Genomic DNA, 19,597 nt, shown 5'->3' on the forward strand with positions numbered 1-19,597 from the left:
TCGCGGGAATCGGTGACGTTGAACATCACCAGCCTGCCATGACCGCCCTCTCTCAGCGAATTTGCAGAACTCTCAGCACACTACCTTGGAAATGCGGAAAAGCTGGCTCCCTACCTCCCCCTTGTGGGGAGGTCGGACCGGAGGTCCGGGTGGGGGTTCTGGCGCAAACTTTACTAGACTGGAGTTCCTCGCCTCACGAAGTCGGGAGAGGAGGTCGGCCCGGCACTACTCCTTTGCGCGAAAAACTTGCGGCACGACGAACACTTCGTCGGCCCGGCCATAGCCGCCGTCGGCGACCTCCTCGACCAGCACCATCGTGAAGGGGCGCACACCCTCGCCGAAAAAGTCGACGAACATGGCTGTCGTTCGATGGATGAGGTCTTCCTTCTGCGCCCTGGAGAGCGCCGCTTGCGGTAGCTTGATGTTGGCGAATGGCATGATCTTTTCCTTTCTGTGGAGTTTCAGGTTCGGGGTGGAGCGGTCGGCGACGGCTCAGACCACGCCGCCATTGGCTCGTATGATTTGTCCGTTGACCCAGAAGCTGTCCGGACCGGCCAGGAACGAGACCAGCCCGGCAATGTCATCGGGCTGGCCGAGCCGGCCGAGCGGGATCATCTTGCCGATGGCCTCGATCTGCGCCTCGCTCTTGCCGTCCGTGAACAGCCCGGTCTCGATCGGTCCGGGCGCCACCGCGTTGACGGTAATGCGGCGCGCGCCAAGCTCCTTGGCCAGGATATGGGTCATCGCCTCAACACCCGCCTTGGTGGCGGCGTAGACGCCGTAGCCCAGCTGGTAGAGACCGACGACGCTGCTGGAAAAATTGACGATGCGGCCGCCGTCGCGAAGCCGGCGCGCGCCTTCCCGCATGCCGCGGAACACGCCGCCGAGATTGATCGCGATCTGCGTGTCGAACGAAGCATCGTCGGTCTGCGCCATCGGCGACGTCTTCATGACGCCGGCATTGTTGACGAGGATGTCGATGCCGCCGAACGCCTTCTCGCCGGCGTCGAACAGTGATGCAATGCCGTTTGGATCGGCGATATCGGCCTGAACGGCGATCGCCTTGCCGCCGCCGGCTTGGATGCTGCGCACAAGCTCTTCGGCCTCGGCGCGGCCCCGTGCATAGTTGACGACGACGGCTACGCCGTCGCGGGCGAGCCGCTGTGCGATGGCGGCGCCGATGCCTTTGGAGGCGCCGGTCACGATCGCGGTTCTGGTTTGGCCACCCGTATCTGTTTGCTTGGATGTCATGGAAGTCTCTCCGTGTTGGTGACACGGATATAGGCCGGCCCGCTTTCCGGATAATCAGCCGCCTATTGACATCACTATTCGGAAACTGCGAACAAAAGCCATGGATCGACTGGACACGATGCGGCTCTTCGTTCGCGTTCTGGAGCGACGCAGCTTCACCGCTGCCGCGGCCGATCTCGGCCTGCCGCGCTCAACCGCGACGGAATCGATCAGGCGGCTGGAAGAGCATCTCGGCGCGCGGCTTCTGGAACGAACGACGCGGCAGGTGAACGCCACCCAGGACGGCGAAGCCTACTATCGGCGCTGCCTGTCGATCCTGGCCGAAATCGAGGATGCCGAGGCCGCCTTCCGCAATGCGGAGCCTTTCGGCCTGCTGCGCATCGACGCCAGCACGCTGCTCACCCGCACATTCCTGTTGCCGCGCCTGCCGGAGTTCCTCGACCGCTATGTCAGGATCGACCTGCAGATCGGCCAAAGCGACCGGCTGGTCGATCTCGTGCGTGAAGGCGTCGACTGTGTGATCCGCGTCGGCGAGCTACCCGACAGCGGCATGATCATGCGGCGGCTCGCTGTCATCCGCGAGATCACCTGCGCCAGCCCTGGCTATCTCGAACGCCACGGCACGCCCGCCTCCCCCGATGCGCTCGACGGTCACCAGGCCGTGGGCTTTGTTTCGTCGCGCACCGGCGAGACCCTTCCGTTCGAATTCACCGTCGCCGGCAATATCCGTGAGGTCAGGCTGCCCGGCCGCGTCGCCGCCAACAATTCCGACACCGCCGCCGATCTGGCGCGGCTTGGCCTCGGCCTCATCCAGGCGCCGCGCTATCGCTTCGAGAAGGACCTTGCTGATGGGACGCTCGTCGAGGTGCTGGCCGACTACACGCCCTCGCCAACGCCGCTGTCGGCGCTTTACCCGCAGAACAGACAGCTCTCGCCACGCCTGCGCGTCTTCCTCGACTGGGCGTCGCGCATCTTCGCCGAGGCCGATCTCTAGGGCAATTCCAAGAAAAATGTGAAACGGTCTTCCGGGGAAAGCGCGTCGACGGGCTGAGGCCGTTCCGGTCCAAAGGCGGACAAAAGCGAATGAGCGCACTTGATCCACAACCGAAGTTTCACGAAAATCGTCTCAAAGCCGGTTGCTGCCATTCAGCGCGCCACCTTCCGTCTGTTGGACTGGATGTTGCGGCGCCTGGCCTAATCGCCGCAGATGAGGAACCGGATAGCCATTATGAGGAGACTGTTTATAACGGTCGCTGAAATCGCGATGACCAAGGGGAGACGATGCGCTACATACGTCCGCTTTCAATAGAAGATGCCGTTGGCCAGTTGGCCGGGTCGGCTGGTACGGCCGCCATCCTTGCGGGAGGCAGCGACCTCCTGGTCAGAATGAAGGGCGGCTTTGCCGAACCAGAGCTGATCGTCGACATCAAGGCGATCGATGGCTTGAGCGAGATCCGGGAAACGGCTGAAGGCTTCAGCATCGGCGCCGCGGTTCCCTGCGCCGTCCTGGGGGAGAACACCGCCCTCAAGAAGGCATGGCCTGGTGTCGTCGAGGCGGCCAAGCTGATCGGCTCGAAGCAGGTGCAGGGACGCTGCACCATCGTGGGCAATCTCTGCAACGCCTCGCCGGCCGCCGACAGCGTGCCGGCGCTGGTTGCCGCCGGCGCCAGGGCAGTGGTCGTCGGGCCGGCGGGCCGGCGCACGATCCCCGTGCAGAGCGTGCCGACCGCGCCGGGCAAGACGTCGCTGGCCAAAGGCGAGATCATCGAGGCGATCCTGCTCGACAAGCGCGAGCCGCGGTCTGGCGATGCCTATCTGCGTTTCATTCCGCGCACCGAGATGGACATCGCGGTGGTCAGCGCCGGGGTGAACCTGACGCTCGACGAGCACGGTGTCGTCAAATCGGCCCGCGTTGCGCTGGGCGCCGTGGCGGCGACAGTGCTTCTGGTCGAAGAGGCGGCGGAGGTGCTCATCGGCTCCAGGCTGGACGAGGCGACGATGGAGCGGCTCGCCAAGGTTTGCGCGGGGGCATGCCGTCCCATCGACGACAAGCGCGGCACCATCGAATTCAGACGAAAAGTTGCGGGTGTGCTGGCCCAGCGGGCCGCCACATCAGCCTATGCACGTGCAGGAGGCAAATGATGGCTGGTATAGCAGTTTCAACCACAATCAACGGCGACGCTGTCGAGTATCTTTGCCAGCCCGACGAGACGCTGCTCGACGTCCTGCGTGATCGGCTGGGGCTGACGGGCGCCAAGGAAGGCTGCGGCACCGGCGACTGCGGTGCCTGCTCGATCATCCTCGACGACCGGCTTGTGTGCTCATGCCTGGTGCTCGGCGCCGAGGCTGAAGGCCGCCGCGTCGAGACCATCGAGGGCATGGCCCATGGCGATACGCTGCACCCGCTGCAGCAGAAGTTCCTCGAGCATGCGGCGCTGCAATGCGGCATCTGCACGCCGGGCTTCCTGATCGCGGCCAAGGACCTTTTGGCCAAGAACCCCGACCCGACCGAGGAGGAAATCCGCTTCGGTCTTGCCGGGAACCTGTGCCGCTGCACCGGCTACGACAAGATCGTGCGCGCCGTCCAGGACGCGGCCATCGTGATGAAGGGAGCCTGAGATGAATTTCGATCCACGTTTTTCCGGACGTAAATTCACATCCGTCGGCACGCGTCCGATCCGTCCCGACGGCATCGACAAGGTGACGGGCCGCGCGCGCTATGGCGCCGACTTCAACATGGCCGGCCAGCTGATCGGGCGTGTTCTCAGAAGCCCGCACGCCCACGCCAGGATCGTCAAGATCGACATTTCGAAGGCGGAAAAGCTCGCTGGCGTCAAGGCGGTGATCACCGCGGCCGACCTGCCGGACCTCACCGTTGGCGATGCCGCCATGTACGACGTCCTCGACAATTGCATGGCGCGCACGAAGGCGCTCTATGACGGCCACGCGGTGGCCGCGGTCGCCGCGATCGACGCCCGCACCGCCAGGCAGGCGCTGAAGCTCATCGAGATTGAATACGAGCTTTTGCCGCATGTCACCGATGTCGACGAGGCGGCGAAGCACACGGCGCCCTTGATCAATGATGCCATCTTCACCGAGGGCCTTGAGGAAAAGCCGGTAAAACCCTCCAACATCACCAAGCGCAGCCAGTTTGGCCATGGCGATGTCCATCAGGGTTTCGGGCACGCCGACTTCATCGTCGAGCGCTCCTTCAAGACCGAGCAGACGCACCAGGGCTATATCGAGCCGCATGCTTGCGTGGCCAATTTCAGCTCGGACGGCACCGCTGATCTCTGGGTGTGCACGCAGGGCCATTTCGTCTACCGCCAGCACTGTGCGCAACTGCTTGGCATGGAAGCCTCGAAACTGCGCGTCACCTCCTCGGAGATCGGCGGCGGTTTTGGCGGCAAGACCCATGTCTGGGCCGAGCCGGTGGCGCTGGCGCTGTCGCGCAAGGCTGGACGGCCGGTGAAGCTGGTGATGACCCGCGACGAGGTGTTCCGCGCCTCGGGCCCGACCAGCGCCACCTCGATCGACGTCAAGATCGGCGCCCGCAAGGACGGCACGATCACCGCCGCCGAAGCGACGCTGCGCTACAGCTGCGGCCCGTATGCCGGCTCCTGGGCCGAGATCGGCGCAATGACGGCATTCGCCTGCTACAAGCTCGATAACGTCAAGACGGTCGGCTACGAAGTGCTGGTCAACCGGCCGAAGACCGCGGCCTATCGCGCGCCATCGGCGCCGATGGCGGCCTTCGCGGTGGAAAGCACGGTGGACGAGCTGGCCAAGAAGATCGGCATGGATCCGGTCGACTTCCGCATCAAAAACGCCGCGCAGGAAGGCACAAGATCCTCCTACGGCCCGGTCTACGGCCCGATCGGCATCGGCCCGACGCTGGAGGCGGTGAAGAGCCATCCGCACATGAAGGCGCCGCTTGGCCCGAACCAGGGCCGCGGCATGGCTTGCGGCTTCTGGTTCAATTTTGGCGGCCAGACCTGCACCGACCTCAACATCGGCATGGACGGCTCGGTCTCGCTTGCCGTCGGCACGGTCGATGTCGGTGGTTCGCGCGCGTCGCTGTCGCTGGTGGCGGCGGAGGAACTCGGCATCGACTATTCCCAGGTCAAGGCAATCGTCGCCGACACCTCCAGCCTCGGCTACAACGACATGACGGACGGCAGCCGTGGCACCTTCTCCTCTTCCATGGCGACGATCTCGGCCGCCCGCAACGCGATTCTGATCCTGCGCGAACGCGCCGCGCAGATGTGGGACATTGCCGTCGACGACGTGGTCTGGGAAAAGGGCCACGCGATTGCCAAGGGCGAGAAGCACGGCAATCTCGGCAAGCTGTCGCTGAAGGAGATCGCGGTCGAGTCGGGCAAGACCGGCGGACCGATCGCCGGCCACAGCGAGCTCGTCGCCGATGGCGCCGGCGTCTCCTTCGCCACCCATATCTGCGATATCGAGGTCGATCCCGATACCGGCGCCACCAGGGTCATTCGCTACACGGTCGTGCAGGATGCCGGCAAGGCGGTGCACCCGACCTATGTCGAGGGACAGTACCAGGGCGGTGCCGCGCAAGGCATCGGCTGGGCGCTCAACGAGGAGTATATCTACGGCAAGGACGGGCGGCTGCAGAACGCCGGCTTCCTCGACTACCGCATCCCGGTCTGCTCGGACCTACCGATGATCGACACGCAGATCCTCGAAATCCCCAACCCCAACCATCCCTACGGGGTGCGCGGTGTCGGCGAGACGTCGATCGTGCCGCCGCTGGCGGCGATCGCCAATGCGGTGTCGAACGCCGCGGGCGTGCGCATGACGCATATCCCGATGTCGCCGCCACGCATCCTGGCGGCGATCGAGGCGGCTAGAGCATGATGCCGAAAAGTGCGAAGCGGTTTTCGGATAACATCATGCTCCATCCCGAATAGGGGTCTCGCGAATGGTCGAAGTAACGCTCTGGGGCTCGCTCGCCGCGACCGCCGGAGGCAACAGCAAGGTCGAGATCGAGGCCAAGGATATCAGGGAGCTGTTCAGAAAGCTGGCTGAACAGTATCCCGGCCTCGAGCCCTGGATCGACAAGGGCATCGCCGTCGCCATCGACGGGACGATTTATCGCGATACCTGGTCGAAGAAGCTGCCGCAGGGGGCGGAGATTTTTTTGTTGCCGCGGCTGGCGGGGGGGTAGGCGGACGGCTGACAGGTAAGAAGTGCACTGTCACCGTAATTCTGTCAGCCGAGCCGCTTGCTAAAGGGCAAGGGGCTAGCGAACCTCCTCTGCTCCCGGGTTCAGTTGGGTCAACTGCAGACTGACGCATTGTGCCCATGGTCGGTCGACGTTTGTATTGCGTCTTCTCCGCCCTCCGATGTTAAGAGATTTCGCGATCAACCATTCGATCCATCCACCATAAGCGCAGACATCGGCCTCACCACCCCAGAGAAGCTGAAGACCACCCTTTCGGTCGTGGAGCACGTCGGTCACAAACAGAAGAATTCGGCAGACTAAATCTAACAAGCTGATTAAGGTGCCGAAGCAGTGCTAATGGGGGAAGCAGCGGGGGCATGAGGCGACGTATTATCTTCGTCATGGATCGCTGGGACAGTAGCAAGGGCGGTATTCAGACTGTCAACCGTGAGTTGTTGCTCGCATTGGCCCGCAGCCGCCCAGACCTCGAATGCATCGCGGTAGTTACCTATGCGAACAAGTCTGAGGTGGACCAAGCGTTCCGGAGTGGGCTTACTCTCATTCATGGGCAAAGGGCTGACGACTGGACGCCAGTGCTGATGTCGGACGCGTTCCGCGCGATCGATCCCGCTTCCGTAATAGCGGTCGTCGGGCACAGCTCGTTCTCCGGCCCGGCGGCTAGCGAGCTTCGCCGTTTCTGGTTTCCAAAAGCCTGCGCGGTTCAATTCATCCACATGGATCCGATGCGGACCGAAGCGGTCAAAGAGAACAAAAAGGATAGTTTCGTCGCTGCTCGTGAGGAGAAGCAGAAAGTTGAACTCGATATAGCAAAAAGAGCGGACGTCGTCTTTTGCGTTGGTCCCCGCCTTTATCGTGCAACCCGCGACATGTTTCTGGCACATAAGCTCGAGCACGGCCGCGTCCACCGCATCGACTGTGGACTATCGGCCGACCAGCAGGTGCGTGAAGCAGCGCCTGCCCAGCCGACCGTCGTCTGTTTGGGGCGAACCGAAAGCACCAACGTGAAAGGTCTGGATATCTTCGCCTTCACGGCTGGACTCATCGACAAGCAGTGGAGCGCCAATCCGCTCACTAAGGCCCGGCATATCAAGCCCCGCTACATCGTTCGCGGGGCAGAAGATCATCCGGAGATGCTTCAGGAAAAACTCTTATCATGGGCGGCGGAGGTGGGGGGCACGCCGGAGATATTCGTTCGCCCCTATACGACGGACAAGGAGAGCCTCAACGCGGATCTGCGCGGCGCGACCGCCTTCCTCATGCCGTCACGCGAGGAGGGCTTCGGCCTGGTTGCTTGCGAAGCGATGTCGTTCGGTGCGCCGATCATTGTTTCTCAAAACAGCGGCATGGCGGAGCTCATACTCGAGACGGCCCAAGAGACCGGTCAAAACTTTTCAAGCTGTGTTATCGATATGTCGGGCGACCCGAAGGACATCGCGGCGCGGTTCGCCAACGCCACAGTGCCGTTGCTAGTCGATGGCGCGGCGGATGAACTCCTTTATCCACGCTTGCGGGGCTATCTATCATCGGTTTGCTCGTGGGATAAGGCGGCCACCACATTTATTGAGATCGTTGAGGCTGCCCATCAGGATCGGTCGGCATCAAGTCTTGAAGAGGTCACGTCCGCGGATATGGGCGCCGTAGGGGAAGGGGCAGCGCCCGCTGTAGCCGTAGTGCCGTCGACGATCGAAAATGTCCTGGCGGCTGAGCGAGAAGCACTTATGACGAAGCAGGGCGTGATTGCAGTTGGTCTCAAGCAAGCGATTGTCGTGACGGTGGAGAAGGGCGCCAAACCCAACCTTCCCGATAAGATCGAGGGCTTTGAGGTGATCATGCGTGAGGTTGAGGAGGTGAAGCTGACTTCGACAGAGCTCAGTAGTGGGCACGAGCTATTGATCAACGGAGAGCGGCGTGCCACCGTTGGCCTGTTCGGTGTCAACCTTTCAGGCCAGCTGTTTGCGATCACAGTAGCGCACGCGTTTCCCGGCAGCTTCCACGACAGGATAGAGATAGTCGTTGACGAGCAGCGCATCCCTCTGATGCTTGAGCTGCTCGAAGAACGCACAGATTGGGCGACGTTGCTGGTTGGCGGCGGCGAGCTCCCGTTTGCTAACCGGTCATTGGGATATCGCCGTCCAGGGGCGAAGGCATTCGTTGAGATGCCTGGCAAAATCGTTCAGGGCAGCATCGACGCCATCGACATGACGATGGATTTAGCTGTGGGCGATCACGGCAAGCGGCGGTACGAAGACATTTTCGAGGTGGCCCTGGAGGCAGGTATAGGCCGAGGCGGATCAGGTGCCGTCGTTTCAGATGAGCAGGGAGACATACTTGGCGTCGTCATCGGTGCCATGGTGAAAGAGGGTGGATCCATGAGCGTTCTCGCTCGTGATGCTGGCGCTGTCCTAGAACGCCACAATCTCAAACCCGTGACCATCGACAACATGGCGGCGCAGCCGCATATTGGCGTGCTTCTCGAAAGCGATGAGGCGGCGAGCGCATTTTTTGACAGGCTGATGCGGCTCAATCGCTTCACGCGCTCAGGCCGCCTCTATTTTCGCGGAACGACCCATTCGGGTGCGCGAGTAACCTGTACCATTCTACGGGAACTAGGCAGTATAGCGTCTGCGATCGCGATGACTTCCATGCTGATCGACAACAGACCAGATGCTGTCTTCATCGTCAGCCGCTGCGCAGGACTTCACCCGAGTCAAAACGTCGGGGACGTCGTCATCTCTTCAGAGGTGCTAACGTTCGAACCCAATTTCTCTTCGAACGAGATCCACCATATTCGTCCACACGTATCCGTGACGCCTATGATTCTGCAACACCTCGGATATCAACTCGCGATGGAAGGTCGACTGGGACAGGTTCATGTTGGGCCTCTCGCTTCGGTAAGTATGGTCATGAAAACCGGCGATCTGGGGGCGCTCGAAACAGTCTCCCGGAGCCTCGCGGCTCTGGACGTAGGAGCCGCCGGGGCGGTTCAAGCTGCGAACGCGATCTCAAGCGAACTGCCAGTTGTCGTGGTTAGCGTGATCGCGGATTTGATAAGTAACTATAAGGTTGATCGTCAGGAGGTTGCCCATCGCCCGGCTGAGGTCGTGCTAGAAATGATCGCACATCTCAAGGTTCTGGTGCGCTCGAAGCGGAGGAGCTTGACGATCGAGCAACCGCTGCAGTTCAGGTCGCAAGTCAACAATGACACGGTCTCCTAGTAGCTGACTGCCTCCTTCAGCCGTCGACGCGAACGGGGCGCAAAGGCGGCATTTGGTAAGCCAGCCGCCTGATCGAGTTCTTACCTCTTAGTCACGTCGATGTTCAGGCGATCCTTGTATACGCTGACGCGCTTGCGTGCCCGGTCCACCACGTCCTCAAAAAAGAGCACCTCTTCATAGAGCTCACCAAGACTTCGGCCATTCTCGGGATCATAGAGGGAGGTTGTGCGGAAATACCCCTTGCCCATCGGGAATCGCGTGTAGCCTGGCATCCGCAGACGATTAACGGTGTCGCCTATGAGGTAGCCATAGAACTTCTTCAGTCTACCCTTCGACTTGGCAGCGAGTAGGTGGGCATACTCGGAAAGGTCGCCTATGTGCTCATCCATGCTGACCCCCGGAGCCTTGAACTCAACGATAATCGCAGACCCTTCCTTGTTGAAGACAGCAATGTCGGGCCTAAGCGAACCGTTCGCATCGGCCCGCCCGCGTAGGACCCGCTCGAACTCTTCATCGATATCGCCCTCGAACAGGATCTCGTCATCGGACCATTTGATCTTAGACAGCGGCTTATCCGACGCGATGTAGTCGTAGTACTGATACTCCTCGCTGAGCAGCCAGATGTCGTGATCAGAGACTTCGCTGCTGTCCTTTCTCATAGGGAAGAAGATGCTGTGGATGATGCGCTCGTCCATCCGCTTTTCGCCGTCTACGGCCTGGACGTCCAACTTCTTGCCGCATGCAAGCGAGAGTATCTCGACGATTGCCGCGCGACGAACCACGAGCTGCGACAGATTGGCCATGTCGAAGGTCTTGAGCGACGACGTGTAACGCCACGACAATTCGTTGATCTTTTGGCGGAAGTCGGCTGAGTGAGGTTCGGTCCGGGTGATCTCCTCCTTCAGGTCAAAAATCTCCGCCGTGTCGGCGATGATGCGGTCCTGATACTTCTTCAGGACGCGCTCCGCGACGGACTTCGCGGTGTCGCCGTAGACCACCCGCGTGTCGGTGTCGGTCAGCATCGGTGGCGAGACACCGAACTTCTCTGCCGCATCGGCGATCACGCCGTCGCGGCTCCAGCCTGTAGGCGTGACGAATTCGTCGATGATCGGGTCTATCTGTTCATATAATGCGGCGTAGGACACTGTTTCGTTCGTGAACATGTCCTCCGTAGGAAGTGCTTCGGGAATGCCTTCGAAGTCGTCACGTTGCTCATTCACGCGTTTGTCCAACAGCGCACCCTCGATGAGGACGATGTGGTGGAAACCGTTCACCGGTCTGTTCTGCTCAGTTTTGGTCCGGAGATAGCGATACGTGATGTCCTTGGCGGGTGAAGACTTCGCGCAGAGTGAGATAGCGTTTCGTGGAAGGTCGTACTGCGCCGCGTCGAGTTTGTAGTGGGAAAGCTGGAAGCTCTGGGAGCGCCCCAGCGCTTGGCCGGTCCGCGGATCGCACTCCTCTACCTCCACCGCCCGCTCGTTAGAAACGGGGGGCAGGTCGCGTGCACGCAGGATTTCCGTCTCCTCGACGCCGTCGGGGTAGGTTGTCTTGAAGACCATCTCGAAGTCGCCCAGTTCAGCCTTTAGGCTCACTAGCCTCTGCAGGAAGGCCATGAGTATGTGTCGCCTGATGTTTGCGGCGGAGAAGGTACTGGTAATCTTGTCTATCGCGTAGATAAGCTCGCGCGTTGAAGCCCTCAACCCGGACAGGGTGATAGTGGTGCCAATGTCGGAGGTAACGCCGTCCGTAATCGCGAAGTTGTCCAGTTCGAGCTTCTTGCGCCCATCTGTGGGAAGGAGCGTCCGCTGAAGCATGCGCTCGCCTTCGCGGTAAGTGCTTTTAATGCCGACGCTCGCGAAGTGATGGAAGAACTGGATTCGACCTGATCCCTTGCACTTCCCGATCCCCACGATGGCGAGGTCGTCCTTGTAGGACGTGTCCTTTGTGAGGAACGCGTTCGTTTGCTCGTCCCCCATGCCGCAACCATTGTCTATGCAGGAAATGGAAAGGTCGATTTCTTGCTTCAGCAGGTCGGTCGCGAAGAGATTGACGGATAGATTAATTCCAAGACTTACGTCGGTGGAATCAATGCTTCGCCTAATCAGGAAGGCATCGATCGAGTTCGAGATCAACTCTTCTACAACCACATACCGGTTGGAGCTGAGCTTTGTATTCTTCAGGCTTCCGCGAATGTCTAACGTCATCATCCAATCCGCTGGAAACCATTTCCCGATCGTGACCGTGATGCGGTAGTTGCATCGAAGTCAAGGCCTCACGACGCTATCCCCGATAGTGTAATGACAAACGTTTACCTTGGCTTGGAAGGCAGGTCCATTTTCGACCCAACCATCACCCCTACCGCTCCTCCACAATCCGCAAATAAGCCGCCGTCACCAACAGCACGATCAGCCCGAAGATCCGCCTTGCCCCTCCGGCATCTCAAAATCGTCAAGAGCGTCGTCAGCACAGTCAGGATCAGCGCGCCGATGATGGGTGTAGCCGCCGCGGCCGCCGAAGATGGAGGTGCCGCCGATCACGGCGGCCGCCGCCGAGGGCAGCACCAGCGGTTCGGCGAGCGACAGCGAAGGGGCCTTGATCAGGCCGATGCTTTCCATCGCCGCTTCGGAACCCGCCGCCTTGCGCCCGGAAGGCGCGGCAGGGCTATGGATACTTCGTCGGCGGCACCCCAGGGTTCAAATCGCCCTGCAGTTCCTTCGGCAGCGGCAGGCTTGAGCATTGCAGGTGCACCTGGCGGGCGAACAGCTTTCGTTGCTTCTGCTCATGCTCCTTGATGGCTGCGACGAGGCCCATCGAGTATGGACCAAGCAGGACGCCGAAACCCCACCCCGGATGCTCCTTCTCTCGAGCCTCGTAATCCGAAGCCGCCATGCGGGCCTGCTGGCATGCCTGCGAAGCCCATTTCTGGTCCTGCTGCGAAAGCGACGCCTCATAGTCGACCGGGGAGGTCGCGCATCCGGCCACTGCCGCAGTCAATGCGAGGCAGATTGCGATTCTCATCCGAAGCCTCTCCTAAGCCTTGTAAGGGCCTGCATAGACCTCTTCATCCCACAAGGCGATAGCTGCGGTCAGGCGCCTTCCCCACCCTCCGCAACCCGGCCGCCCTCTCCCCGGCCCTCCAGCCGCCGGATTCGAACCCATACTGGAACCAAATCACGGGCGAGACTGTTCAGTTGTAACTTTGATCCCACGCTGCGCGGCCGGCAAAGCGGCGACATTGAGGAGTTCTCACCATGAAGATTTCATCCGGATTTCGTTCCATCGCGGTGGCCGCCATCGCCACCGCGAGCATCGGCTTTGCCAGCGCCGCGCATGCCGACAGCGGCACGATCCGCTTCGCCGTCTACAAGGCGGCCTTCTTCGTCGGCGGCTCCGGAGGCGAAGGAACGCTGACCTTCCATGGCCGCCGCTATCCCATCTCGGTCGGCGGCGTATCGGGCGGTCTCGCCTTCGGCGTCTCCAAGACCTATTTCCAAGGCACCGTGCGCCACATCAAACGCGCACGGGATGTGACCGGGGTCTATGGTGCGGCGGGCGGCGGCGGCGCGCTTGGCAAAGGGGCTCAGGTGATCGTCATGAGCAATGACAAGGGCGCCCGGCTCGAATTGACGGGCAGGCAGGTCGGCCTGCAGGTCAACGCCGACCTCAGCGGCATGAGCATCTCGCTGCGGTAAGGGCTAGCTCCTCAACCCCGGCGCTTCCTGCCCGGTGCGCTCGACATATTCCGTATAGCCGCCCCCATAGGTGTGGATGCCTTCGGGCGTCAATTCCAGCACGCGGTTGGAAAGCGCCGCCAGAAAATGCCGGTCGTGCGAGACGAACAGCATGGTGCCCTCGTACTGCGAAAGCGCCGTGATCAGCATCTCCTTGGTGGCGATGTCGAGATGGTTGGTCGGCTCGTCCAGCACCAAAAGGTTGGGCGGGTCGAACAGCATCAGCGCCATCACCAGCCGCGCCTTCTCACCGCCCGACAGCACACGGCATTTCTTCTCGATCTCGTCGCCGGAAAAGCCGAAGCAGCCGGCGAGTGCCCTGAGCGGCGCCTGACCGGCCTGCGGAAACGCGTCCTCCAGTGTCTGAAACACGGTGCGCTCGCCTTTCAGCACTTCCATCGCGTGCTGGGCGAAATAACCCATTTTGACACTTGGCCCGCGCGCGACCGTGCCGGTGTCGGGCTCGGAAGCGCCGGCGACCAGCTTCAAGAGCGTCGACTTGCCGGCGCCGTTGACGCCCATGATGCACCAGCGCTCGCGGCGGCGGACCTGGAAATCGAGCCCCTCATAGATGGTGCGGCTGCCATAGCCCTTGTGGACGTTCTTCAGCGTCACGACATCCTCGCCGCAGCGCGGCGCCGGCAGGAAATCGAACGAAACCGTCTGGCGGCGCTTCGGCGGCTCGACGCGGTCGATCTTGTCCAGCTTCTTCACCCGGCTTTGCACCTGTGCGGCATGCGAGGCGCGCGCCTTGAAGCGCTCGATGAAGGCGATCTCCTTGGCCAGCATCGCCTGCTGGCGCTCGAACTGTGCCTGCTGCTGCTTGTCGGCGATCGCGCGTTGCTGCTGGTAGAATTCGTAGTTTCCGGAATAGGCGGTCAGCGAACCGGCGTCGATCTCGACCACCTTGTTGACGATGCGGTTCATGAACTCGCGATCGTGCGAGGTCATCAGCAGCGCGCCATCATAGTTCTTCAGGAAGGACTCCAGCCAGATCAGGCTCTCCAGATCGAGATGGTTGCTTGGCTCATCGAGCAACATGGCGTCGGGCCGCATCAACAGGATGCGGGCCAGCGCCACGCGCATCTTCCAGCCGCCCGACAGCTTTCCGACATCGCCGTCCATCATCTCCTGCGAAAAGCCGAGACCGTCCAGCACTTCGCGGGCGCGGCCATCCAGCGCATAACCGTCGAGTTCCTCGAAGCGGTGCTGCGCCTCGCCATATTTTTCGATGATCTCGTCCATCTGGTCGGCCTGGTCGGGATCGGCCATGGCTGCCTCGAGCGCTGCCATCTCGGCCGCGACTTCGCTTACCGGCCCGGCACCGTTCATCACTTCGGCCACGGCGCTGTGGCCTTCCATGTCGCCGACATCCTGGCTGAAATAGCCGATGGTGACGCCGCGATCGACCTGCACCTGGCCTTCGTCGGGCTGCTCCTGGCCGGTTATCATGCGAAACAGCGTCGTCTTGCCGGCGCCGTTCGGCCCAACGAGGCCGACCTTCTCGCCCTTCTGCAGGGACGCCGACGCTTCGATGAAGACAAGCTGACGGCCGTTCTGCTTGCTGATGCTTTCAAGTCTGATCATGCGGTGTCCGGGCTATATGCTTGCGTGAAAGGATTTGCCCGGCGCCTTACGCGAAGGATGGCCGCAAAGAAAGAGGCGCAAGCGCCGCATACAGCCGATCTCCCCCCTCGTGGCAGGGCTATCGCATATGGATTCTTGCGAAGAAGAACCCCCACCCTAACCCTCCCCACAAGGGGGAGGGAACGCTGCCGCGTGCCTTTAATTCTTCTTGGCGCCGAAAAGACAGGCGATTCTCCCTGGTCAGTGCCAACGGAAGTCTCCCTCTCCCTTGTGGGGAGGGGTTAGGCGTGGGGGTCCGTGCCGGGCAGACATCTCAGGAATTCCATATGCGATAGCCCTGCCACGAGGGGGGAGATTGGCAGCTTCAACGCCCACCAGACACACCCCAGAAACAAGATTCAACATCCGGGAAAAACTCGCGAAAACATCGCCTGTCATAACCACCCTCGCGGCGGCCAAGCGGCCGCGGCACAACGCCAAGAAATGGTCCCGAAACATGCAACGACGTTCGACCGGATGGATCGGTGCCCTGACAGGCATTTCGCTCGCCATGCTGGCGGTCGCACAATCGGGTGCGGAAGCAGCGGTCACCCGGAGCGAATATTGCAGCCAACTCGGCCTTCAACTCGACGGGGCTATCCAAACGAAGGCCACCCCAGGCACCAGCGCAAGCCAGATCGCCGAAGCAACCGCGCTCCAGGACAAGGCGAACCGGTTTTGTGCCGAGCGCAAACAGGCCCAAGGCATCAGGACCTACGCCAACGCCCTGAAGCTTCTTGGCGTGACGCCGGTCGACCTGAACCAGTGACAGCAACCATCAATCCTTGAAGAAAGGGCCGCCTCTCTCGCAGAGTGAGGGCGGTTTTTCCAGCGCATCGCACCGCGGAAGTTCCTGTCGACTACTTCTCGCCCAGATACTGGAAGACGGCCTGTTTCCACCAATCGCTTTCGATGGTCTGCAGGAGGGCGACATCGAGAGACTTGCGCAACGGGCTGCCGAGCGGCAGCGCAATGGCATATTGCTGCTGGTCGAAGGTCGCATCGAGAACCTGCAGGCTCGTCGCGTAATTCTGCCCGACCAGCCAGCCAAGCAGCGGCTTGTCGTGCACCAGCGCATCGATCTTGCCGGCGCGAAGCGCGTTGAGGCCTTGCTGGATCGAGGCAAAGTCCTGATGACGGATCTGGGTGGAATCCAGATAGGACGCCGTCGACGAGCTCTGCACCGCGCCGACCCTGACCTGGGCGAGATCGCTTTCGCCCTGCACCATTCCTTCCATCTGCGTCACCGTCAGCACCGATGTGACGCCCGCGGTGAACACCGCGATGGCAATGATCGATCCCATCATCCAGAGCGCGGCCAGCACGCGCCCCGGCACGGTTCGCGGACCGAAGTCGCCGGTGCTGGCTTGCGTCGCGGCGATGGTCGACCACCACATGCTGGAAAACAGTCCCTTGGCGACGCCGCCGCCGAAATCGTCATTGTGCCGACGTTCGAACATCCAGATCAGGACGCCGACCACCACCGATATGATGACCAGCCCCAGCACCGCCTGCAGGAAGCCGAACGACGTCAGGGCATGCAGCACCGGCCGCCATGACGGCTGGTTGTTGAGCGGTGTCGCAATGCCGAGCCCGGTCGTGAAGAAGGGTTGCGTGAAGTCGACGTCCTTTTCGCGGTCGGCCGTGACCGTGATCGCGGCCATCGCCGCATCGAACCTGCCGTTGACGACGCCATCGATCTGGTCCTGCACGGCAGGCACTTCGACATAGCGGAAGCGAAGGTTGAGCCGCCCGGCTATTTTCTGCCAGAGGTCGATGCTCAATCCCGACCAGCTGCCGTCCTGCAGCTTGAACGCAAAAGGCGGCGCCTCCTTGATCCCGACCGAGATCTCTTTTGCCGGCGAGGCCGAGGGGGAAGCCAGGTCGGGAGACGTCTGGTCGGGCGAGGTCTGGGCAAGCGTGGCGCCGGCTCCCACACACGCGACGATGACAATGAGACCCAGCGCCATCGTCCACGAAGCAACTCTTCTCAACGGCAACGACTCCCAGCGTCCGCCGCTCGATCGTCGCGGCTTTCGAAGGGTAGCCGCCGTGCCGTCCTTCGTCCACCGGCGATGTCGTTGCTGAAGCAGCCGCGCGACGCGCCGACCATCGAATTGCGCAAAAACAAGCAGTTGGAACAATTTCACGATTCAGATCCTGAAGCGCTTCGCGCAACGCCGGATCCCGTGACGACAGGCTTGCCGTGCGGAAGACGAACTGGCGCCCAAACCAGCCCACCCCAAACCTTACTTCCTGCCTTGCGGGTAGATCGTCTCGCCGCGCTTCAGCATTGCCACAAACGTCTCGATCTTCTTCTTGCGCCCGGCCTCGGTCTTCATGTTGTGGGTGCGGAAGGCGAGCGCGAAACGGTTCTGGGCACTGAGCTTTGCCAGCATCACCTTCGCAGCGGGTTCGGCGTCTATGGCAGCCTGCAGATCATCCGGGATCTTCATCTCCTTGCCGCTGCCATAGGCGCGCGCCCAGCGCCCGTCGGCCTTCGCCGCCTCGACCTGTTTGAGCCCATGCTCGGTCATGCGGCCCTCCTCGACCAGCCGCGCCACATTGTCGATGTTGATCAGGCTCCAGATGCTCTTCCGACCGCGCGGCGTGTAGCGCTGCAGGAAACTCTTGTCGTCCAACCCCTTGCGCACCCCATCGATCCAGCCGAAGCACAGCACCACGTCGATGGCTTGCTTGGGGGTGATCGACTTCAGTCCCGACCCCACCTTGTGAACCTTGATCCACACTTCGGTTTCCGTGGCGTGGTGCTTGCCGAGCCATGCGTAGAAGCTGCCCGGATCCGGGAATTCATGGACCTTGTCGGGATCAACCTTGACCGGCGCCATTAGCCGGCCTGTTTGTTCAGTGCCGCTCGCGCCACCACAGTTCCTGCTCCCACAGTCATCTTGCCCCCCGCATTGCACCCATCGTCATTGCCCGGCATGTGGCACAGATCGCTGTCGGTTGTCGTCAGTTGCGCCACCACAAAGCAAAGGAAAGCATCGCCGCGCGACTTCGTCGGGGAGAAGAGAGGGCGCGCGATATTCCACCGCCATGCTATAGGACCGCAAGGTGTCAGTCTGGGGGAATGTGCCACCATGAAATCTCTGCTGCTCGCTTTTCTATCTTTGCTGTTGCCGAGCCTCGCCCTTGCGGAGCCGATCGAAACCCGGAAAATCGTCACGGCTGTGACTGGCGACTTCAATGGCGACGGCGCCGTCGATCTCGCCATGGTGGTGGAGACCGAGCCCGGCCACCCGATGGATGTCCACTTCTTCCTCAGGGACAAGGAGCACAATTACCTCAAGCCCGTCGAGATCGTGCACGAGCAGATCCACGGGGAATGGAACGGCTACGACCGGCCGGGCTACGAGAACTCCGACACCGAGCCGGAACTGACGATGCTGCCCAACGGTTCGATCAAATTCTACCTGCCGGCGATGCCGGTCGGCAGCGAACGGACCGACATGACGCTGACCATCGCCTGGCGCGACGGTGCCTTTATCGTCGCCGGCTTCGCCTATGACCATGATGACTATTTGAAGGAGAATGCCGAAAGCGCCTGCGAGTACAATGTGCTGACCGGCAAAGGCACCGGCAGCGAAAAGCAGCCGGACGGCAGCACCAAGCACAAGACCGTCTCGGTCGAAGGCCAGGCCATCGCCTTCAAGGACTGGAACCCGGGCGCTGCCTTCACCGCTTGCGGCAACTGATCGCCCTGCATCATCGGCGCTTCCGATAGCGCTATCGGTTTCTTCCGTTTTCACTTGCCGTACCGGACTGCCAATTCCCTGCCCTTCTCCATCCAAGCAAAGGCAGAGCGAATGAGCATTTCAAATGAGAAAATCCTGATCGTCGGCGGCGGCTCCGGCATGGGTCTGGCGCTGGCCCGGCGCTGCGTTGAGTCTGGGGCCAGGGTGATCATAGCCGGGCGCGGCGAGAACCGGCTGCGGCAGGCGCGCCAGGCGCTGGGCAATCCCGCCGGGCTGGAGACCGCCGTCGTCGACATCACGCGCGAAGACCAGGTCGCGGCTCTGTTCGCAGGGATCGGCGACGTCAATCACATCGTCAGCACCGCAGCCGACATCGAAGGCACCTACCAGCTGCTGCCGGAACTTGACCTGAAGGCGGCGCAAAAAATGGTCGAGAGCAAGCTTTATGGACCGCTGCTGCTCGCCAAGCACGGTGCGCCACGGCTGGCAGCGACCGGTTCGATGACCTTCGTTTCCGGCATTGCCGCCTACCGGCCCACCGCGCGAGGCTCCGTCGTCGCGTCAGTCAATGCGGCGCTCGGAGGCCTCGTGCGGGCGCTGGCGGTGGAGTTGGCGCCGATCCGCGTCAATGCCGTGTCACCCGGCTGGGTCGACACCACGATCTGGGCGCAGGTGGCCGGCGATCGCAAGAACGAGACCCTGGCCGCGATGGCCGAGCGGCTGCCGGTCGGGCGGATCGGCCAACCCGATGACATCGCCGACGCCATCGCCTTCCTGATCGGCAATGGCTTTACCACGGGAACGACGCTGCATGTTGAGGGCGGCCACCGCTTGGTCTAGACCGTCGTG

17 protein-coding genes and 1 pseudogene are annotated in these 19,597 nt (G+C 61.7%); 10 read left to right on the forward strand and 8 right to left on the reverse strand.

Annotated elements, in window-relative coordinates:
* Positions 1 to 225: 225 nt before the first annotated feature.
* Together NKH52_RS24290 and NKH52_RS24295 are read right to left on the reverse strand one after the other, a co-directional pair.
* Positions 226 to 438, reverse strand: a complete 213-nt coding sequence (locus NKH52_RS24290) for a tautomerase family protein (RefSeq protein ID WP_352734376.1) — start codon at positions 436 to 438, stop codon at positions 226 to 228.
* A gap of 54 nt (positions 439 to 492) precedes the next feature.
* Positions 493 to 1,251 (reverse strand): SDR family oxidoreductase, encoded by a 759-nt coding sequence (locus NKH52_RS24295; protein ID WP_352734378.1) that lies wholly within the window; start codon positions 1,249 to 1,251, stop codon positions 493 to 495.
* Positions 1,252 to 1,351: 100 nt separating this feature from the next.
* Here NKH52_RS24295 and NKH52_RS24300 point away from each other — a divergent pair, with 100 nt between their 5' ends.
* The 6 genes from NKH52_RS24300 to NKH52_RS24325 all read left to right on the forward strand — a co-directional run bounded on the left by NKH52_RS24300 (position 1,352) and on the right by NKH52_RS24325 (position 9,675).
* The gene (locus tag NKH52_RS24300) at positions 1,352 to 2,245 is read left to right on the forward strand and encodes a LysR family transcriptional regulator (protein WP_127297794.1); all 894 of its coding nucleotides are present in this window, start codon (positions 1,352 to 1,354) and stop codon (positions 2,243 to 2,245) included.
* 287 nt (positions 2,246 to 2,532) lie between these two features.
* Positions 2,533 to 3,393 carry an FAD binding domain-containing protein gene (locus NKH52_RS24305; RefSeq protein ID WP_352734380.1) on the forward strand — a complete coding sequence of 287 codons (861 nt, stop codon included), beginning with the start codon at positions 2,533 to 2,535 and terminating at the stop codon, positions 3,391 to 3,393.
* Entirely contained in the window at positions 3,393 to 3,869 is a 477-nt protein-coding gene (locus NKH52_RS24310) for a (2Fe-2S)-binding protein (RefSeq protein WP_013530647.1), read from the forward strand. Before NKH52_RS24305 ends, NKH52_RS24310 begins: the two co-directional genes overlap by 1 nt.
* 1 nt (position 3,870) lies before the next feature.
* Positions 3,871 to 6,132: a xanthine dehydrogenase family protein molybdopterin-binding subunit gene (locus NKH52_RS24315; RefSeq protein ID WP_352734383.1), complete on the forward strand. Its 2,262-nt coding sequence runs from the start codon at positions 3,871 to 3,873 to the stop codon at positions 6,130 to 6,132.
* 64 nt (positions 6,133 to 6,196) lie between these two features.
* A complete protein-coding gene (locus NKH52_RS24320) occupies positions 6,197 to 6,442 on the forward strand; it encodes a MoaD/ThiS family protein (protein WP_127318017.1) in 246 nt (81 codons plus the stop codon).
* Positions 6,443 to 6,816: 374 nt separating this feature from the next.
* On the forward strand, positions 6,817 to 9,675 hold the full coding sequence (locus NKH52_RS24325; protein WP_352734385.1) for a glycosyltransferase: 2,859 nt from the start codon (positions 6,817 to 6,819) through the stop codon (positions 9,673 to 9,675).
* Between the two features lie 80 nt (positions 9,676 to 9,755).
* Here the strand turns inward: NKH52_RS24325 and NKH52_RS24330 are convergent, their stop codons facing one another.
* From NKH52_RS24330 to NKH52_RS24340, 3 genes and pseudogenes are all read right to left on the reverse strand, one after another.
* The gene (locus NKH52_RS24330; RefSeq protein WP_352734387.1) at positions 9,756 to 11,879 is read right to left on the reverse strand and encodes a hypothetical protein; all 2,124 of its coding nucleotides are present in this window, start codon (positions 11,877 to 11,879) and stop codon (positions 9,756 to 9,758) included.
* A 151-nt stretch (positions 11,880 to 12,030) separates the two neighbouring features.
* Positions 12,031 to 12,281: pseudogene (locus NKH52_RS24335) on the reverse strand (ABC transporter permease); the annotation flags it as partial.
* A gap of 55 nt (positions 12,282 to 12,336) precedes the next feature.
* On the reverse strand, positions 12,337 to 12,693 hold the full coding sequence (locus NKH52_RS24340; RefSeq protein WP_352734389.1) for a hypothetical protein: 357 nt from the start codon (positions 12,691 to 12,693) through the stop codon (positions 12,337 to 12,339).
* Positions 12,694 to 12,926: 233 nt separating this feature from the next.
* On the opposite strand from NKH52_RS24340, the gene NKH52_RS24345 reads away from it, so the two are divergent.
* Positions 12,927 to 13,367, forward strand: a complete 441-nt coding sequence (locus tag NKH52_RS24345; RefSeq protein WP_023813342.1) for a lipid-binding SYLF domain-containing protein — start codon at positions 12,927 to 12,929, stop codon at positions 13,365 to 13,367.
* A 3-nt stretch (positions 13,368 to 13,370) separates the two neighbouring features.
* Here NKH52_RS24345 and NKH52_RS24350 read toward each other — a convergent pair whose 3' ends face one another.
* Complete coding sequence (locus NKH52_RS24350) at positions 13,371 to 14,993, reverse strand: ABC-F family ATP-binding cassette domain-containing protein (RefSeq protein ID WP_352734391.1); 1,623 nt, start codon at positions 14,991 to 14,993, stop codon at positions 13,371 to 13,373.
* Between the two features lie 496 nt (positions 14,994 to 15,489).
* Here NKH52_RS24350 and NKH52_RS24355 point away from each other — a divergent pair, with 496 nt between their 5' ends.
* A complete protein-coding gene (locus NKH52_RS24355; RefSeq protein ID WP_352734520.1) occupies positions 15,490 to 15,801 on the forward strand; it encodes a hypothetical protein in 312 nt (103 codons plus the stop codon).
* 91 nt (positions 15,802 to 15,892) lie between these two features.
* On the opposite strand, the gene NKH52_RS24360 is transcribed toward NKH52_RS24355, so the two are convergent.
* Complete coding sequence (locus NKH52_RS24360) at positions 15,893 to 17,026, reverse strand: transporter substrate-binding domain-containing protein (protein WP_352734393.1); 1,134 nt, start codon at positions 17,024 to 17,026, stop codon at positions 15,893 to 15,895.
* Positions 17,027 to 17,281: 255 nt separating this feature from the next.
* Entirely contained in the window at positions 17,282 to 17,881 is a 600-nt protein-coding gene (locus NKH52_RS24365) for a YdeI/OmpD-associated family protein (protein WP_352734395.1), read from the reverse strand.
* Positions 17,882 to 18,133: 252 nt separating this feature from the next.
* Between NKH52_RS24365 and NKH52_RS24370 the strand changes: the two genes are divergently transcribed.
* Together NKH52_RS24370 and NKH52_RS24375 are read left to right on the forward strand one after the other, a co-directional pair.
* Positions 18,134 to 18,748 (forward strand): hypothetical protein, encoded by a 615-nt coding sequence (locus NKH52_RS24370; RefSeq protein ID WP_352734397.1) that lies wholly within the window; start codon positions 18,134 to 18,136, stop codon positions 18,746 to 18,748.
* Positions 18,749 to 18,859: 111 nt separating this feature from the next.
* Complete coding sequence (locus NKH52_RS24375) at positions 18,860 to 19,588, forward strand: SDR family oxidoreductase (RefSeq protein WP_352734399.1); 729 nt, start codon at positions 18,860 to 18,862, stop codon at positions 19,586 to 19,588.
* The last annotated feature ends 9 nt before the right edge of the window (positions 19,589 to 19,597 follow it).

Source organism: Mesorhizobium sp. M1066 (assembly GCF_040318635.1).
Taxonomy (GTDB): Bacteria; Pseudomonadota; Alphaproteobacteria; order Rhizobiales; family Rhizobiaceae; genus Mesorhizobium.

Coding starts and splice junctions, on each gene's coding strand:
- NKH52_RS24310 (WP_013530647.1), top strand. CDS start 3,393: ATGGCTGGTATAGCAGTTTCAACCACAATCAACGGCGACGCTGTCGAG.
- NKH52_RS24340 (WP_352734389.1), bottom strand. CDS start 12,693: ATGAGAATCGCAATCTGCCTCGCATTGACTGCGGCAGTGGCCGGATGC.
- NKH52_RS24350 (WP_352734391.1), bottom strand. CDS start 14,993: ATGATCAGACTTGAAAGCATCAGCAAGCAGAACGGCCGTCAGCTTGTC.
- NKH52_RS24290 (WP_352734376.1), bottom strand. CDS start 438: ATGCCATTCGCCAACATCAAGCTACCGCAAGCGGCGCTCTCCAGGGCG.
- NKH52_RS24295 (WP_352734378.1), bottom strand. CDS start 1,251: ATGACATCCAAGCAAACAGATACGGGTGGCCAAACCAGAACCGCGATC.
- NKH52_RS24370 (WP_352734397.1), top strand. CDS start 18,134: ATGAAATCTCTGCTGCTCGCTTTTCTATCTTTGCTGTTGCCGAGCCTC.
- NKH52_RS24305 (WP_352734380.1), top strand. CDS start 2,533: ATGCGCTACATACGTCCGCTTTCAATAGAAGATGCCGTTGGCCAGTTG.
- NKH52_RS24375 (WP_352734399.1), top strand. CDS start 18,860: ATGAGCATTTCAAATGAGAAAATCCTGATCGTCGGCGGCGGCTCCGGC.
- NKH52_RS24355 (WP_352734520.1), top strand. CDS start 15,490: ATGCAACGACGTTCGACCGGATGGATCGGTGCCCTGACAGGCATTTCG.
- NKH52_RS24365 (WP_352734395.1), bottom strand. CDS start 17,881: ATGGCGCCGGTCAAGGTTGATCCCGACAAGGTCCATGAATTCCCGGAT.
- NKH52_RS24330 (WP_352734387.1), bottom strand. CDS start 11,879: ATGACGTTAGACATTCGCGGAAGCCTGAAGAATACAAAGCTCAGCTCC.
- NKH52_RS24325 (WP_352734385.1), top strand. CDS start 6,817: ATGAGGCGACGTATTATCTTCGTCATGGATCGCTGGGACAGTAGCAAG.
- NKH52_RS24315 (WP_352734383.1), top strand. CDS start 3,871: ATGAATTTCGATCCACGTTTTTCCGGACGTAAATTCACATCCGTCGGC.
- NKH52_RS24345 (WP_023813342.1), top strand. CDS start 12,927: ATGAAGATTTCATCCGGATTTCGTTCCATCGCGGTGGCCGCCATCGCC.
- NKH52_RS24320 (WP_127318017.1), top strand. CDS start 6,197: ATGGTCGAAGTAACGCTCTGGGGCTCGCTCGCCGCGACCGCCGGAGGC.
- NKH52_RS24300 (WP_127297794.1), top strand. CDS start 1,352: ATGGATCGACTGGACACGATGCGGCTCTTCGTTCGCGTTCTGGAGCGA.